This window comes from Hymenobacter swuensis DY53, from assembly GCF_000576555.1.
GTDB lineage: Bacteria > Bacteroidota > Bacteroidia > Cytophagales > Hymenobacteraceae > Hymenobacter > Hymenobacter swuensis.
Window position 1 is genome coordinate 813,484 of record NZ_CP007145.1, and the last position, 15,835, is coordinate 829,318.

Annotated in this window: 15 protein-coding genes; 5 read left to right on the plus strand and 10 right to left on the minus strand. The window is 58.7% G+C overall.

What is annotated here, in order from left to right; genetic code table 11:
* Positions 1-145: 145 nt before the first annotated feature.
* The 3 genes from HSW_RS04990 to HSW_RS05000 form a co-directional block, all read right to left on the minus strand.
* A complete protein-coding gene (locus HSW_RS04990; RefSeq protein WP_044001069.1) occupies positions 146-1,294 on the minus strand; it encodes a DegT/DnrJ/EryC1/StrS family aminotransferase in 1,149 nt (382 codons plus the stop codon).
* 104 nt (positions 1,295-1,398) lie between these two features.
* The gene (locus HSW_RS04995) at positions 1,399-2,100 is read right to left on the minus strand and encodes an acetyltransferase (RefSeq protein WP_071883063.1); all 702 of its coding nucleotides are present in this window, start codon (positions 2,098-2,100) and stop codon (positions 1,399-1,401) included.
* The gene (locus HSW_RS05000) at positions 2,097-2,741 is read right to left on the minus strand and encodes a sugar transferase (RefSeq protein ID WP_052346130.1); all 645 of its coding nucleotides are present in this window, start codon (positions 2,739-2,741) and stop codon (positions 2,097-2,099) included. Before HSW_RS05000 ends, HSW_RS04995 begins: the two co-directional genes overlap by 4 nt.
* Positions 2,742-2,824: 83 nt before the next feature.
* On the opposite strand from HSW_RS05000, the gene ispE reads away from it, so the two are divergent.
* Positions 2,825-3,646: a 4-(cytidine 5'-diphospho)-2-C-methyl-D-erythritol kinase gene (gene ispE / locus HSW_RS05005; RefSeq protein ID WP_044001071.1), complete on the plus strand. Its 822-nt coding sequence runs from the start codon at positions 2,825-2,827 to the stop codon at positions 3,644-3,646.
* An 82-nt stretch (positions 3,647-3,728) separates the two neighbouring features.
* On the opposite strand, the gene HSW_RS05010 is transcribed toward ispE, so the two are convergent.
* The 3 genes from HSW_RS05010 to tgt form a co-directional block, all read right to left on the minus strand.
* Positions 3,729-4,664, minus strand: a complete 936-nt coding sequence (locus HSW_RS05010; protein WP_044001072.1) for a DMT family transporter — start codon at positions 4,662-4,664, stop codon at positions 3,729-3,731.
* 122 nt (positions 4,665-4,786) lie between these two features.
* Positions 4,787-5,863, minus strand: a complete 1,077-nt coding sequence (locus tag HSW_RS05015) for an LptF/LptG family permease (protein ID WP_044001073.1) — start codon at positions 5,861-5,863, stop codon at positions 4,787-4,789.
* A gap of 138 nt (positions 5,864-6,001) precedes the next feature.
* On the minus strand, positions 6,002-7,132 hold the full coding sequence (gene tgt, locus HSW_RS05020; protein WP_044001074.1) for a tRNA guanosine(34) transglycosylase Tgt: 1,131 nt from the start codon (positions 7,130-7,132) through the stop codon (positions 6,002-6,004).
* A 144-nt stretch (positions 7,133-7,276) separates the two neighbouring features.
* Between tgt and HSW_RS05025 the strand changes: the two genes are divergently transcribed.
* From HSW_RS05025 to rsmG, 3 genes are all read left to right on the plus strand, one after another.
* The gene (locus HSW_RS05025; RefSeq protein WP_155832826.1) at positions 7,277-8,398 is read left to right on the plus strand and encodes a glycosyltransferase; all 1,122 of its coding nucleotides are present in this window, start codon (positions 7,277-7,279) and stop codon (positions 8,396-8,398) included.
* Positions 8,389-9,003 carry an RNA polymerase sigma factor gene (locus tag HSW_RS05030; RefSeq protein WP_044001076.1) on the plus strand — a complete coding sequence of 205 codons (615 nt, stop codon included), beginning with the start codon at positions 8,389-8,391 and terminating at the stop codon, positions 9,001-9,003. Before HSW_RS05025 ends, HSW_RS05030 begins: the two co-directional genes overlap by 10 nt.
* An 86-nt stretch (positions 9,004-9,089) precedes the next feature.
* Entirely contained in the window at positions 9,090-9,710 is a 621-nt protein-coding gene (rsmG, locus tag HSW_RS05035; protein WP_044001077.1) for a 16S rRNA (guanine(527)-N(7))-methyltransferase RsmG, read from the plus strand.
* A gap of 152 nt (positions 9,711-9,862) precedes the next feature.
* Here the strand turns inward: rsmG and HSW_RS05040 are convergent, their stop codons facing one another.
* A complete protein-coding gene (locus tag HSW_RS05040) occupies positions 9,863-11,437 on the minus strand; it encodes a MutS-related protein (RefSeq protein WP_044001078.1) in 1,575 nt (524 codons plus the stop codon).
* Between the two features lie 531 nt (positions 11,438-11,968).
* A complete protein-coding gene (locus HSW_RS05045; protein ID WP_044001079.1) occupies positions 11,969-12,955 on the minus strand; it encodes a YheT family hydrolase in 987 nt (328 codons plus the stop codon).
* Positions 12,956-13,194: 239 nt separating this feature from the next.
* Here HSW_RS05045 and rpsT point away from each other — a divergent pair, with 239 nt between their 5' ends.
* Entirely contained in the window at positions 13,195-13,452 is a 258-nt protein-coding gene (rpsT, locus tag HSW_RS05050; RefSeq protein ID WP_044001080.1) for a 30S ribosomal protein S20, read from the plus strand.
* A gap of 255 nt (positions 13,453-13,707) precedes the next feature.
* Here rpsT and pyk read toward each other — a convergent pair whose 3' ends face one another.
* Together pyk and HSW_RS05060 are read right to left on the minus strand one after the other, a co-directional pair.
* A complete protein-coding gene (pyk, locus tag HSW_RS05055; protein ID WP_044001081.1) occupies positions 13,708-15,147 on the minus strand; it encodes a pyruvate kinase in 1,440 nt (479 codons plus the stop codon).
* A 162-nt stretch (positions 15,148-15,309) separates the two neighbouring features.
* Complete coding sequence (locus HSW_RS05060) at positions 15,310-15,738, minus strand: IPExxxVDY family protein (RefSeq protein ID WP_044001082.1); 429 nt, start codon at positions 15,736-15,738, stop codon at positions 15,310-15,312.
* Between the last annotated feature and the right edge of the window lie 97 nt (positions 15,739-15,835).

Consider the following 15,835-nt stretch of genomic DNA (forward strand, 5'->3'; position numbering starts at 1 on the left):
ATGGACCAGAGAAGATGTGAAACTCGTTGAAAAACTAGTTGTATGCGTTTGACAGGCAGATTTGCGTTAAACTACTGCGTGTAGGTTTTGTGCGTTGAATACCCTCTTTGGAACTTTATATACTAAAAAGAGTCAGCAATTCTGCTTATTTTGGCATAAGTAGGTCGTGTATAGCTCCGGCAACCCGCTGTAAATCAACTTCCGTCATGGCCGAGCCAGAGGGCAGGCAGAGGCCACGAGTAAACAGATGAGTGCATACCTCACCGCCGTAGGAAGGTACAGTAGCAAACAGCGGCTGTAGGTGCAGCGGCTTCCAGAGCGGACGGCTTTCGATGTTGTGGGTTTCTAGGTGCAGGCGCAGCTGTTCCGGTGTAATGGCGGTTTCAATGGGGTTGAGCAGCAGGCAGGTGAGCCAGCGGTTCGAGTGGCTGCCGGCCGGCTCGATGGGGCCGAAGGATAGGCCGGGAATAGCAGCAAGGTGCTGCCGGTACCACGCGTAGATTTCACGGCGCTTCTTGACCCGGTCTTCCAGCAGTTCCATCTGGCCCCGCCCGATGCCGGCCAATACGTTGCTGAGGCGGTAGTTATAGCCCAGTTCCGAGTGCTGATAATACGGGGCGTCGTCTTTGGCCTGGGTGGCCCAGAACCGGGCCTTCCGGGCCCATTCGGCCGAGTTGGTTACCAAGGCCCCGCCGCCGCTGGTAGTCAGGATTTTGTTGCCATTGAAGGAGAAAACGCCTACATCACCAAAACTGCCCAGCGGCTGACCTTCGTAACGGCTGCCCAGCGCCTCGGCGGCATCCTCCAGTATGGGTACGCCAAATTCAGCGGCCAGCGCCAGAATTTCGCGCAGTCGGCAGGGCATGCCATACAGATGCACGATGATTAGGGCTTTAGGTAAGCGGTTCTGATGTTTGCGTGCCTCTAGGGCTTCGCGGAGTCGTTCTGGGCAAAGATTCCAGGTTTCGGCCTCGCTATCAATGAAAACAGGCGTGGCCCCCAGATACAGAATAGGGTTGGCAGTGGCTACGAAGGTAAACGAAGGACACAGCACCTCGTCGCCGGGACCAACGCCCAAGAGCCGCAGCCCCAAATGAATGGCGGCCGTACCTGAGGTGAGAGCCACGCAATACCACGCCCCGGTAAACTCGCAGATGTCGCGCTCAAACCCATCCAGATTAGGGCCTACGGGCGCTACCCAGTTGTCTTCGATAGCCTTACTCACGTAGTTAAGCTCGTGGCGGCCCAGGTGGGGTGGGGAAAGAAACAGCCGGTCGTAATCCTGACTACGCATGAAAAAGCGGGAACTGAAAGCGAATACGGGGACAAGATGTGAAAACTACCGTTTGCCGGAGCGTTTTCGATCTAGCGGTTCCGAAAAATCGACTACTTCTACCGCTATGTGCTCCCGATTCGGCGAGCCAAGACCCTGGCCGGCACACCTACCGCCGTGCAGTCAGCCGGTAAATCACGCACGGCTACGGCCCCGGCTCCCACTACGGTTTGCGCTCCTACCCGCACCTGGTTGATGACGGTGGCATTAGTGCCCAGATACACACCGGTTTCGAGGTAGGCCTCACCGCCAACATTGGCATGCGGCATGAGGGAGCAGAAATCCTCCAGTACGGCATCATGGCCAATTGTACAGCCAAGGTTGAGCAGAACGTGCTGCCCCAGCGCAATATCGCAGGTTAGAATACAGCCCTGACTGATGATGCTGCCCGCCCCGATGGTAACGCGTTGGTAAGGCTGCAGTGCTACGCTGGGGTGAATGAGCGTAGCAAATGTGAGTTGAGACGACATGATACGTGCCACCACGGCGGCCCGGCTTTGGCTGCTGCCTACTGCTACCACCACCTGCTGCGGTTCTGGCCGGGCGTTCAGGTCGGCCACGGAGCCGAGGTAGGGCAGCCCGTGCACGGTAGCGGCAGCTGGGGGCCGGTCATCGTAAAAGCCGGTCACGTTCCACCGGGGCGCTACCTCATTGATCTGGCGAATCAGGACCAGCACTTCCCGGCCCAGCCCACCCGCGCCCACAATAACCAGACGGGGCAACGTGGCCAGAGTAGCAGGTGAAGCAGCAGGGACGGGACGATTCATGGAGCGGAAGAGGAGGGAGGCGTGCCCGTAAAAGCCGACATGGTGGCTTGGCCTGGGGCGGCAATATCGCGCGCACCCAGCACGCGGCCTACGGTATGCAGCAAAATTCGTATATCCAGCCCAAACGACAGGTTATCGACATACCACACGTCGTAGGCAAATTTCTGTTCCCAGCTGATGGCATTGCGGCCGTTTACCTGCGCCCAGCCCGTGATGCCCGGCCGCACGGCGTGGCGGCGGGCCTGCGTGGGTGAATAAAGCGGTAGGTATTGCTCTAATAGCGGCCGGGGACCTACTAAGCTAATGTCGCCGCGTAGCACGTTCCACAGCTGGGGCAGCTCATCGAGGCTGGTGGCACGCACCCAGCGGCCCAGACGCGGCAGGCGCGCGGCATCGGGCAGCAGTTGGCTGGCCGCGTCGCGCTGAGTGGTCATGGTCTGGAGCTTGAAGAAGGTAAATACCTGGCCATGTAAACCCGGTCGGGGTTGTCGGAACAGCCAGGAACCGCCGTTCTGCCAGGCCAGCAATGGGGCCAGCACCGCTAGTACCGGCAGCGACAGCAGCAGCGCGGGCGCAGCCAACGCCACATCGAGCAGGCGTTTACCGTGGCGGGCGTACCAGGAAGTGACGGCGGTGGACATAGCGGCAAAAATACGGGGAAATGTAGGGCGCGTTTGACTTCGGCGGTCAGGGGTTTAGCTTGCGCCATATTTTACCGCTTCGTATGCTCGTTTTTCCCAACGCTAAGCTCAACCTCGGCCTGTACGTTACCAGCCAGCGGCCCGACGGCTTTCGTAACCTCGAATCGGTGTTTGTGCCCTTACCGTGGTGCGATGCGCTGGAAGTGCTGCCGGCCCCGGCCGGTACTGATACGACGTTGACACTAACGGGTATCCCCATTCCCGGCGAGCCGACTACTAATCTGTGTTTGCGTGCCTACGAGTTGTTAAAGGCCGATTTCGCGTTGCCGGCCATTCGGATGCACCTGCACAAAGTAGTGCCCATCGGGGCCGGACTGGGCGGCGGCTCCGGGGATGCGGCGTTTGCCCTGCGCGCCCTCAATGACCTGTTTACATTGAATCTATCGGCCGAAACGCTGGAAGCCTACGCCCGTCGCCTGGGCTCCGACTGTGCCTTTTTCATCCGTAATCAGCCGGTTTTTGCCTACGAGAAGGGCGACGTATTTGAGCTGGTGGCACTGAACCTGACGGGTACGGCCTGCCTGGTGATTTATCCCGGCCTGCACATCAGCACCGCCGAAGCGTACAGCCGCGTGCACCCCCGTACCCCGCGCCACGACCTGCGCACCGCCCTCAGCCAACCCCTGGAGACGTGGCGCCACACTATTAGCAACGACTTTGAGGAAGCCCTGACGCCGTATTATCCGGTGCTGGCCGACCTCAAAGCGCAACTCTACGCTGCCGGAGCCGCCTACGCCAGCCTCTCGGGTTCCGGCTCGGCCGTGTACGGCCTGTTTCCGGGCCTGGAAATACCCCCGCAGCTGCCGCTGCCCGCCGAATATCAGGTGTGGGCCGGACGGCTGTAAATGGTGAGATAGTGAACTGGTGAGTTTGACGTTCAATATGCGCAGTTGGCGCAAACAGGACGTCAAACCCACCAGTTCACCACTAGCCCACCAGCACATCAACGGCCTCAGCCTGACGCTGGCGGCGCTTCATCCACTGGTCGAGGACGGGGTGAATGAGTACGCTGAGCAGGATAACCACGGTGCCTAGGTAGAAGCCGGTAGACAGCTTCTCCTGACCGAAGCCGGGGATGTGCAGCGTGTACATCAGCACGGCCAGCAGAATGCCGTACACCGGCTCCAGGTTGATGGTCAGGTTCACCACGAAGGCCGAAATGCGCTTCATCAGCTCTACCGAAGAAGAAAACGCATACACCGTGCACACGCCCGCCAGTAGCAGCAGCCACAGCCAGTCATAGCCCTGCCAGGCCAGCTGCAGGCCTTGGCCCTCGGTGAAGTAGTGGCCGTATACAGGCATGAACAGGACGATACTCAGGCAGGCCCCGGTCATTTCATACAGCGTGAGCTGAAACGGGGTGTGGCGCTTCACCAGCTTAGAGTTGAACACGCTGAACAACGCCGACAGCCCCGCCGACACAATAGCGACCAGTAAGCCGGCCATCTGGTCCAGTTCGGCCTGCGACACCAGGTACAGGCCCACCATCGTCAGCAGGCCTAGGCCCACCTCATAGGGGCGTACTCGCCGCCACAACACCAGCGGCTCCAGCAGGGAAGTCCAGAGGGCCAGTGTGGCCAGCCCGGCCAGACACACACTTACTGAGGAGAGGCGGGCGGCTAGGAAAAAGGTAATCCAGTGCGCCGCCACCAGCACCCCGATACCCAGCATCTTGAGCGCCTCGGTACCAGCTACGCGCCAGGGCTGCCGACGTACTATCAACAGTACTGCCAACCCCGCTGCCGCCAGCAATGTGCGCCAGAATACCAGCTCCACCGGCGGTACCGATATCAGCTTGCCCAGAATGGCCGTGAAGCCCCAGAGCAACACAATAAAATGCAGACGCAGGTAGTCTTTTAGCATGAGGTAAAATGGTGATTCGGTGAGTTGATGATTTAGTGAGGTGGTGAGCTTGACGTTCAGTCCGCGCAGTTGGCGCAGGCAGAACGTCAAGCTCACCACCTCACTAAATCATCAACTCACCGTTATTGCGGTATTACCCGGTACAGAATGGCTCCGACGGCGGTGAATACGATGCTGGGGACCCAGGCCGCCAACATAGGCGAGAGAGTGCCCACGGCCGCCAGGTTGCGGCTCAGAATCACGAAGATGATGAATACAAAAGCCAGCACGAAGCCCAGCGCAATCTGCCCGCCCACGCCGGCCCGGCTCTTGCGCGCGCTCATAATCACCCCAATGACGGTGAGGATAAACATGGCGTAGGGATAAGCGAATCGCTCGTGTTTTTCGCTGAGGTACACCTGCGTATCATCGGAGCCGCGCGCTATTTTCTGGTTGATGTAGCGGTTCAGCTCCGGCAGCGTGAGGGTTTCGGCCAGGCGGTAGGTGCTGGCGAAGTCCTTCGGGTACAGGTTGAACACCGTATCGCGGGCGGGCATGGTTTTGAGGGTTTCCTTTTCGCCATCAAAGGTGCGAATGAGCTGGGGCGTGAGGTGCCAGGCCCGCTTGGTAGAATCCCAGGTAATGGCCTCGGCCGTTATGCGCCGCTTGAGCAGCTGCCCGTCAATGGTTTCCAGCGCAAACTTGTAGCCCACGTTGTTCACATTGTCGTAGCTCTCCATGAAGGCATAGTCACGGGGGCCGATTTTGATGTGCACGTTACGGCCGCTGAACCGATAGGGGTTCTTGATATAGGCCTTCTCGAACTGCACCCGCGTCTTGTTGGCAATGGGAATCAGCCAGCCCGTCATGGCCATCGTGAGAATCCCCAGAATGGCGCTGCCCATGATGTAGGGTAGCAGAAACCGCTTGAAGCTGATGCCCGAGGCCAGCATGGCTACTACTTCGGTTCGCTCGGCCAGCTGGGCCGTCACGAATACCACGGCAATGAATACCGTGATGGGGGAAAGCAGGTTGGCGAAGTACGGAAACAGGTTCACGTAATACTCCGACAGAATCTGCCACGCCCCCAAATCGTGCTTGAGAAAGTCGTCGTTCTTCTCTGTGAAGTCAATCACGCAGATAACCGACACGAGCAGCACCACCGCGAAGAAAAACGCGGTGAGAAACTTCTTGAGGATGTATTTATCGAGGAGCCGCACGGGTCGTGTTGAGTTGTTGGTTTTTCGTTTTTTGAAGCAGATTACCCCGCTGTATTGTGAAAGAATAGATGGGGGCAAGACGCTTTGCGCAGGTCATTGGCAGATCGAAAAACGAAAAACCAACAACGAAAAACGAACCTACAATCTTGTCATCACCTGCTTCACCATTCGGTCCTTCCACTCGCGGAAGGTGCCAGCCAGAATCTGCTGGCGGGCCTGCTTCACCAGCCACAGGTAGAAGGTAAGGTTGTGGATGGAGGCAATCTGCGGGCCCAGCATTTCCTTGCTGTGGAACAGGTGGCGCACGTAGCTGCGCGAGTAAAAGGTGCTCACGTAGCCGCCCAACTCCTCGTCAATCGGCGTGAAGTCGTCGGCCCATTTCTTGTTGGCAATGTTCATGATGCCTTGCGTGGTGAACAGCATGCCGTTGCGGGCGTTACGGGTCGGCATCACACAGTCGAACATATCTACGCCCAGCGCAATGTTTTCGAGGATGTTAGCCGGCGTGCCCACGCCCATCAGGTAGCGCGGCTTATCCTTGGGCAGGATGTCGCACACAATTTCCGTCATCTCATACATCATGTCGGCCGGCTCGCCTACGCTCAGGCCCCCGATGGCGTTGCCCTCGCGGCCCTGCTCGGCAATAAACTCCGCCGATTTCACGCGCAGATCCTTGAACGTGGAGCCCTGCACAATCGGGAACAGCGTCTGGGAGTAGCCGTAGTGGCCCTCGGTGCCGTCGAAGCGCGTGATGCAGCGCTTGAGCCAGCGGTGCGTCATATCCAGGGAGCGGGCGGCGTAGCTGTACTCGCAGGGCCAGGGCGTGCACTCATCGAAAGCCATGATGATGTCGGCCCCGATAGTGCGCTGGATGTCCATCACGCCCTCGGGCGAAAACAGGTGCTGCGAGCCATCAATGTGGGAACGGAACTTCACGCCTTCCTCCTTGATTTTGCGCGTGCCCGACAACGAGTACACCTGGTACCCACCCGAGTCGGTGAGGATGGGCCGGTCCCAGCCGTTGAACTTGTGCAGCCCGCCGGCCTTACCGATGACTTCCAGCCCGGGGCGCAGGTACAGGTGGTAGGTATTACCGAGAATGATCTGGGCGTTGATATCGTCTTTCAGGTCGCGCTGCTGTACGGCTTTCACGGTGCCGGCCGTGCCCACGGGCATAAAAATGGGCGTTTCAATGGCACCGTGGTCGGTGTGCACTACGCCGGCGCGGGCTTTGGAGTGCGGGTCTTTGGCTACGAGGTCGAAGGTCATGCGGAGGTTGAGTTGTCAGTTGCCGGTTGGCAGTTGCCAGTCAGCATTCCAAAAAGAACCATCTGATAACTGACAACCAGCAACTGCTACAAGCGCAAAGGTACTCCGAATGCCTACTTTTGCCCTCCGAAACCCCGTGCTGCTTTGTCTTTCTCCCTTTCCCCCGCCATGTGGCTCCTGCTGGCCGTTGTGCTGGTGCAGCTCTATTACGCGGCCTACTACTTTCTGCCCTTTGCCCACCGCCCTCCGGAGCCCGCCACCGGCCCCGACGACGAGCCCGTATCGGTGCTGGTGTGCGCCCACAACGAGCTGGAGAACCTGCGCCGCCTGCTGCCCCTGATTCTGCAGCAGGACTACCCCGCCGGCTTCGAACTGGTACTCATCGACGACAGGTCCGACGACGACACCTACCTCTACGTGCAGCAACTCACCCAGTACTACCCGCATGTACGGCTGGTATCGGTGGCGCGCACACCTGACGGTTTGTCACCTAAAAAGTATGCCCTGACACTGGGCATCAAATCGGCCCGCTACGAGCGGCTGCTCTTCACCGATGCTGACTGTATTCCGGCCACCAATCAGTGGATCAGATATATGCAGCGAGGCTTCAATCGGCCCGCCGATATGGTTCTTGGGTACTCCGCCTACGCGGAGGAACCGGGTTTTTTGAATAAATTAATCCGGTTTGAAACCTTGCTGACGGGGGCACAGTATTTGTCCTTCGCGTGGCGTGGCCAGCCTTACATGGGCGTTGGGCGCAACCTGGCCTACACCCAGCCGGTCTTTTACCAGACAAAAGGATTTGCCTCCCATATCCGCAGCCTCAGCGGCGACGATGACCTGCTGGTGCAGGACGCCGTGCAGCAACAGGCGCGGGTGGCGGTGGCAGCGGAGCCGGGAGCCCACACGCTCAGCGAACCAGCCCACACCTGGGGCGAGTGGTGGCGGCAGAAACGGCGGCATCTTTCGGCCGGTCGGCAGTACCGCCTCGCCGACCGGATCCGCATCGGAACGTTTATCGGCGCGAATCTGCTGTATTACTGCATGGCAATCGGCCTGCTGTTTTCCCGCCCCGATTGGGTACCTTTGGCTACGGTGTGCCTCGTGCGCACCGGCGCTATTCTGGCCGTGTACTATCAGCTCGGCCGCCGGCTTGAGGAGCGGTTGCCCGTAGCGTGGCTGCCTTTTCTCGATGCTGTGTATTTTTTTTATTATCTCGCTCTGGGAATCTCGCTGTTCCTCTACCGTACGCTCCGATGGAAGTAAATCAGGAAAAACAGTTCTCCGCCAAAGCCAAGCACGACTTCAAGCTGATTCGGGCCGCTGTGGAAAAGAACGATGGCAAGGCGTACGCCGAGCTGATGCAGATCTACAAGAAGCCCGTGTACCACGTGGTGTTGAAGATGGTGCGTAACCCCGACGACGCCGAGGACCTCACCATCGAAGCCTTCGCCAAGGCCTTCCGCAACCTGCATAAGTTCAACCCCGAGTTTGCCTTCAGCACCTGGTTGTTCCGCATTGCCACCAATAACTGCATCGACTTTATTCGCAAGAATAAAATCAAGACGATGTCGATTGATTCGGCCATCAAGATTGACAACGGTGACGAAATAACCATCGACTTCCGCGACCAGAACCTGAACCCGCAGGAGACGGCCATCAAAAACCAGAAAATCGAAATTATGCAGCACGTGGTGTCCCGGCTGCCCGATAAGTACCAGCGCCTCGTGACGCTGCGCTACTTCGATGAACTGAGCTACGAGGAAATTGCGCAGGAGTTGAAAGCGCCCCTCGGCACCGTGAAAGCCCAGCTACACCGCGCCCGGGAGCTGCTCTATGACATGGTGAAAAACAAAAAGGAAATCATCTAGTGTAAAGCCCCGCCGCAAGTCGGGGCTTTTTTTGTGTTATCCTGAGTGGAGCGAAGGATGACAGACGTGTTTACCTTTGCCCCACGATGAACCTGATCAACCACTACTTCCCGCACCTCTCCGACCACCAGCGCCAGCAGTTCCAGCAACTTGATACCGAGTTCCGGGACTGGAATGAGCGCCTCAACCTGGTAGCCCGCACCGATGTGGACAACCTGGAAGAGCGTCATTTTCTGCACTCCCTGGCCATTGCCAAAGTGGTGGAATTTGCCCCCGGCTCTTCGGTGCTGGATGTTGGTACGGGCGGTGGCCTGCCGGGGCTGCCGCTGGCCATTTTGTTCCCGGAGGTGAAGTTTCACCTAGTGGACAGCATTGGCAAGAAGATTCGGGCGGTACAGGAAATGGCTCATTCGCTCCACCTAACCAACCTCACCGCCGAGCAAATCCGCGCCGAGCAGTTGCGCCCCAAGTACGACTACGTGGTGAGCCGCGCCGTGGCCCGCCTGGCCACCTTCCACACCTGGATTGCCCACCGCTACAAGCCCCGCCACGAAGCCGCTCCCAACAGCGGCCTCTACTACCTCAAAGGCGGCGACCTGACCGAGGAAATCCAGGAATCCGGTCTGCAAGCCACCGTCATCGACTTGCCGGACTTCTTCCAAGAGCCGTTCTTTGAAACCAAGAAGGTAGTAGTGGTGCCCGCGTAGGGCGCAAGCACTTGCTGCCCCACCGTTTGCACTACACAAGAAAGCGCAATACAACATAGCTTGCTACTGTTGTATTGCGCTTTTTGGCTTGCTATGGCTTCCTGCTACTTAGCTGAATCAGCCGCAGAAATCAGTTCTTCCGTTTGGGGCAGTTATATACTCTCGGCCTGCGCTTGTGTAGACAATATGGCGCTAAGCGCCTGCGCGGCGGCTACCACCTGTGCCGGGTAGTGTAGGCGCGCCAGCAACCGGATGGCGTTGCGCGTGGTCAGTGGCCCGGCTTTGAGGCGGTAGTCGAAATACCAGTCTTCCGCCGTGACCGTCTCGCAAAAGTGGTATTCGGCAAAGCATGACTGCAATAGCGCGCCCAACTCTCCATCGTGGGTGGCCGCCATTACCCAGCTGCGGGGCTGCAGGTATTCCAGCACGGCTTTGTTAGCCGCAATGCGCTCCTGGGTATTCGTGCCTTTGAACAGCTCATCCAGCAGCAGCAGGTAGCTGTTGGGAGCCGCGTCGCAGGCCAGCAGCAACTGCCGCATGGTTTCGGCCTCCACTAAGTAGTAACTCTTGCCCGTGGGCAGGCTATCAGCCAGACTGAGGCTGGTGAGCACCCTGCAAAAAGGGGCATGGTAGGCGGTAGCCGGGCAGGTGGCTATGGTCTGGGCCAGCAGGGAACTCACGCCCAATGTGCGCATAAAGGTGGTCTTACCCGACATATTCGAGCCGGTAAGTAGTACGCCTGACCCGGCCAGAGTCAGGTCATTCGGCACGCACCCCAGTACCAGCGGGTGGTAACCGGCCTGCAGCCGGATGCCCTCGGCCGTCGGCCCGAAGTGGGGCACGCAGGTGGCGTGGCGCTGGCGGAAGCTGGCCACCGCCAAGGCACAATCGACGTAGCCAACTGCCTCAAAGACCGTCCGGATGGCGGGCGCGTGTTGCTGCACAGCCACCCGGCAACGGGCATACAGCAACACGTCGAGCAGCAGTAGCATCTTGAGCAGTTCCAGCAGCCAGCTGTCTGCTACCTGAAAGAACGCTACCTGCCGCACGAAAGCCCCCAGCTGGACCAGGGGCGCTGCCAGTTGCTGAAGCGGCCGAAAGGGTAGGTCCGCCTGCTGCAACTCCCGCCCCGCCCGGTGCAAGCGGCCCAGTTGCAGCAGCGGGCGAACACAGTGCTCAATCCACTGACGCTGCCAGAAATGAAACACCGCATTGGTGAGGGCCAACGAGAGTGTCCCTACCCAGAGCAAGGGCAGCCAAAAGCCCCCCAGCAACGTGGCCACCAGCCCCAGCGCGAGCAGCGGCGCGAAGCGGGCGCCGGGCACTGTGGGGAGCGGTTCGCCACTAATCAAATCGACCTGGTAGTACGCCTCGTGAGCAGTCAGCTGGCCGAGGGCGAGCAGGGCTTGCCCGCGCGCGCCGGGTTGCTGCGCCAGTAGCGTTGCGGCGGCATCAAACTCGCGTAAGGCGGCCTCGTCGGCGAGCGGGCTGCGCAGGCGGTGGTACAAGCACTGCTGACCTATTCGGCTCACCGTGGTATCAAGCAATTCGAAGAGCAGGTCGCCGTTCAGGTCCGCCCAGGTTTGGTCCGGCAGGCGGTGGTAGGTAGACTCGTGCTGTACGAGGTCGTAGTAGCGGGTTACCAAGGGAAAGTGGGCGGAGCGCGTAGCTGGCTGCTGCCAGGCCGCCTCCAAGCGGGCTAAGCGCTTGCGGGAAGAAGTCCACATAAGAAACAGGAGCCGCTACCAGAGCGTGGGCAGTTCCCCCTAGTAGTTGCGGACATCATGAAAGGTAGCTAGATAGCGAGGATAAGAAAACTTCCCGCGTCGGTGTTAGGAGCGGCAGGTGTAAAACTGGTGCGATTCTGAAATAGAGGCTGTAACAGGGGTGGGGGAATGAGGAATAGGAGAAGAAAGAGCTGCAAGCGTTACAGCGCCTTGGGCACAAACGCCTGCCGGTACGCAGCTGCGCACCAGCAGTAGAAGGCGTGCAATCTAAGCAGATGCAGTTATAGCTGTTTCGTGAACAGTGTATGGCTGTTATAGAGATGCGACACTTTGCGTCTCTGCGTTGAACGGCATCGTTGAATCGGCCCGACTAGAAGACGTGAAGTTTCGCATCTCTACACTGTTCGTGAAACCACTATAGCATGCTTTATCGGTTGTCAGGCATCTGTTGACCAGGTTTCAGAGCACTACAAAAAGCAAATCAAACCGGAACAGGCGGAAAACGTCAAACAATCCGCCGCTCCGACTCCATCATCCCGGCACTTCCGCCGTCAGAAACTGCACCGCCCGCCGCTCGGAATAATAGTCGCCGTCCGGCGTGCCCTCGCCGAAGCCGACGTGGCCGCCGTCCGTGGGCGTTTCCAAGAACAGGTAGGGGCTGCCGCTGGCCGCGTCGCGCGGGAAGCAGGAGGGTGGCAGAAACGGGTCGTTCTGGGCGTTTACCAGCAGGGTGGGTATCCGGATGCCACTCAGGTACTGGCCGGAGCTGGCATGCGCGTAGTACGCATCTGCCGACTTGAAGCCGTGCATGGGTGCCGTAAACCGGTCGTCGAATTGGGGGAAGTCGAGAAGCGCGTCGAGGTCGGTGAGGTCTACCTGGCCGGGGAGGAGAGCCGCTTTCTGGCGCATTTTGGCGCGCAGGGTTTTCATGAAGCGGTTGAGGTACACCCGGTTCTCGAAGCGGCCGATCTGGTAAGAACTGGCTTTCAGGTCAGTCGGCACCGAAAACACGGCCGCCCGCTGCACTTCCTTCGGCACCCGGGCCGCATTTTCGCCCAAGTACTTGAGTGTGACGTTGCCGCCGGCCGAGAAGCCCGTGAGGAAGACGCGGCGGTAGCGGGCCGTGCCCAACGCGTAGCGCACTACAAAATCCAGGTCGTCGGTGTCGCCGAGATGGTAGGAGCGGAGCAGGCGGTTCATTTCGCCGCTGCAGCTGCGGTAGTTCCAGGCCAGCGCATCAAGGCCGGCGTGGTTGAGGGCCCGTACCATTCCGCGCACGTAGGGCCGGCCAGCGTCACCCTCCAAACCGTGCGATACAATGGCCAGTGTATCGCACGGTTGCCCGACGGGCCGGCGCGACCAGTCTAGGTCCAGAAAGTCGCCGTCGTCAGTTTCCACCCGTTCGCGCTGGTAGCGCACCTCCGGCACCGTGCGCCAGAGGCTGGGAATGATGGTTTGCAGGTGGCCGTTGAACTGGTAGAACGGCGCTTGGTAAGGGGAGTCGGCAATAAGTGGCATGGCGAAAACGGCTAGGGATGCGCAATCAGAAATGCCCGGCAGGAACGGCAAATAAGATACGCAAAACAGACTTCAGCAGCACAAATAACCGCCGAAAAGTTCGACCGACCGGGAAAGCGGAAACGGCTGTGCTGCTCCAGCTATTGGTTGTGACTTCCATTTGCAATTTCCAATCAAAGCCTTACCTTTGCACTCCTCAATTGAACTGAATTCGAGCAGAAGACCTTTTTCATATCCTCATGGCAAACCACAAGTCGGCCCTCAAGCGCATCCGTTCCAACGAAGCAAAGCGCGTATTGAACCGTTACCAGGCTAAATCTACCCGCACCGCCGTTAAGAAACTGCGTGCTACCACCGACGTTTCGGCTGCTCAGGAGCTGCTGAAGAAAGTATCGTCGATGCTGGACCGTCTGGCCAAAAAGAACATCATTCACAAGAACAAAGCCGCCAACAACAAATCGAAGCTGGCTAAGTTCGTGAAGTCGCTGGCTGCGTAAGTAGTTCATCGGCTTTCTGCTCTTGATAGATGAAGGCTCCGGGCGCAAGCTCGGAGCCTTTCTACATTGGCATAAAGCCAAGCTGCTGCCGGTGTGCGGGTCAGCTGTCGGGCCATATGTCCTCGTTCGGATGTCAGCTAACGATGAACGGCCCAATGACTTTCAGCCGCCGGACCGAAAAAGCCCTATTCAGTCGCAAAGAAAAGCCCGCGTAACAGCTGTTACGCGGGCTTTTTGCTTCAGTCAAAACGTTGCTTACGCCACGCTCACTTTTACCATATTTGTCTTGCCCTTCTCATTGATGGGCATGGAAGCGGTGTTGATGAAGATGTCGCCTTTCTGCAGGTGGCCGGTGGTCGTTAGGGCGTATTTGATGTCCGAAACGGTGCTGTCGGTACTCACCATCCGGTCGTAGTAGAAACCCCGCACGCCCCACACCAGGCTCAAGGTAGTGAGCAGGGAACGATTATCGGTGAAGATGAAGATGTGTGCCTTGGGGCGGTATTTGGCAATCTGGAATGCGGTGTAGCCCCGGTGCGTCATGCCGGTAATGGCCTTAGCCCCTGTGTTCTTGGCCAAATGGCAGGCCGCCGACAGCACGCTGTCAACCATGAAGGTCGGCGCCTCGGAGGAAATGGGGTGCCAGTGGTGAAACAGCGCGGGCATCTGGGTTTCCACGCTCATAATCGTGCCCACCATCGAGCGGATTACCTCGGCCGGGTAAGCACCCACGGCCGTTTCGGCCGAGAGCATCACGGCATCGGCCCCGTCGATAACGGCGTTGGCCACGTCGCTGGTTTCGGCGCGGGTGGGGCGGGGAGCCGTAATCATGCTTTCCATCATTTGGGTAGCCACGATTACCGGCTTGCCGGCCTTGTTGCACTTGTCCACAATCATTTTCTGGGCCATCGGCACCTCTTCCATCTTCACCTCCACGCCCAGGTCGCCGCGGGCAACCATTACGGCGTCGGTCATGGCAATGATTTCGTCGAGGTTCTTAAGCCCTTCGGGCGTCTCGATTTTGGCAATCACGCGGGCCGTTTTGCCACTCTCAGCAATCAGGCTCTTGATAAAGCGGATGTCCTCGGCGCGGCGGGCAAACGACAGCGCAATCCAGTCCACGTCGTTTTCCAGTCCGAATTTCAGATCCTCAATATCCTTTTCCGTCATCGACGGGGCCGATACCTCGGAGTCGGGTAGGTTGATGCCTTTGCGGGGCTTCACCAGGCCGCCGTAGATAACTTCCACGTCCACTTCCGTGTCCCGGTCGGTGGCCAGCACACGCAGTTCAATCTTGCCGTCGTCAATGAGGATCATGTCACCGGCCTTCACGTCGCGGGCCAGGCCCAGGTAAATCGTGCTCAGGCGCGTGGCCGTGCTGATTTCCTTCTCGCCGCATACCAGCTTGATTTTGTCGCCGGCTTTGATTTCTACGCCGCCGCCTTCTACTTCGCCGAGGCGAATTTTGGGGCCCTGCAAATCCTGCAGCAGGCCCACGTTGGTGCGCATATCTTTATTGAGGCGGCGCACTGTATTAATCACCGAGAGGTGATCTTCGTGGCTGCCGTGGGAGAAGTTGAGCCTGAATACGTCCACGCCTTCCCGCATCAGCATACCCAGCTTCTCATACGTGTTGGAGGCGGGGCCAACGGTGGCAATAATCTTGGTTCTATTAAAGTGTGGGCGAGATTCCATGAGGTGTTGTATGGTCAAAAATTCGTGACTGCAGTAGGCGATATTCCCGGTTTTCTGAGCACGGCGAAGGACCTTAACCCGGTAGAAAGCAAGCGTCATAACGACTTGCGCCAGCGGAATAAGGTCCTTCGCAGGACTCGGGACGAGAATCTATTTCAAAACTCAAAAGAGCAGATTTTCTTTGAATTTAAGGTCATTCGGGTCAAACTGACTGATTAGCTGTACCTCGGGCAACGCGGCTAGCTGCCCAAGCAGGGCCTCTGGCGGCAGGCTGCTGGTACCGGTGCTGACCTGAAGCAGGTAGTCGTACTCTTTGATATCGGGGGCTAGGAAGGGCTTTTTCAGGGGCGAGGGGTCAACGGAGCGGTTGCGCAGCAGGCGCATGGTGTAGTGCTCGGTGGCGTGCAGGTAGTTGCTGATGACGAGGCGGCCCTTGTGCAGCAGGTCGTAAATCAGGTCCTGCTGCTTCACCAGGCGCAGGTGCAACGTGCGGTTAAGCACCCAGGCCAGCGTGTGCTCCCGGCTCGACGAAACAAGCCCGAACAGGTCGAAGTCGCACTCGTAGTCCACCTCCAGCGTGAGGGTTTTCATGGGCAAGGGCAAAAGGAAGGAAACGCAAAAATACGCACCGCAGTACCCGCGTGGAACTCTGCGGGCCATAATCTTGCACCCGGAAGATTCAAGAGGC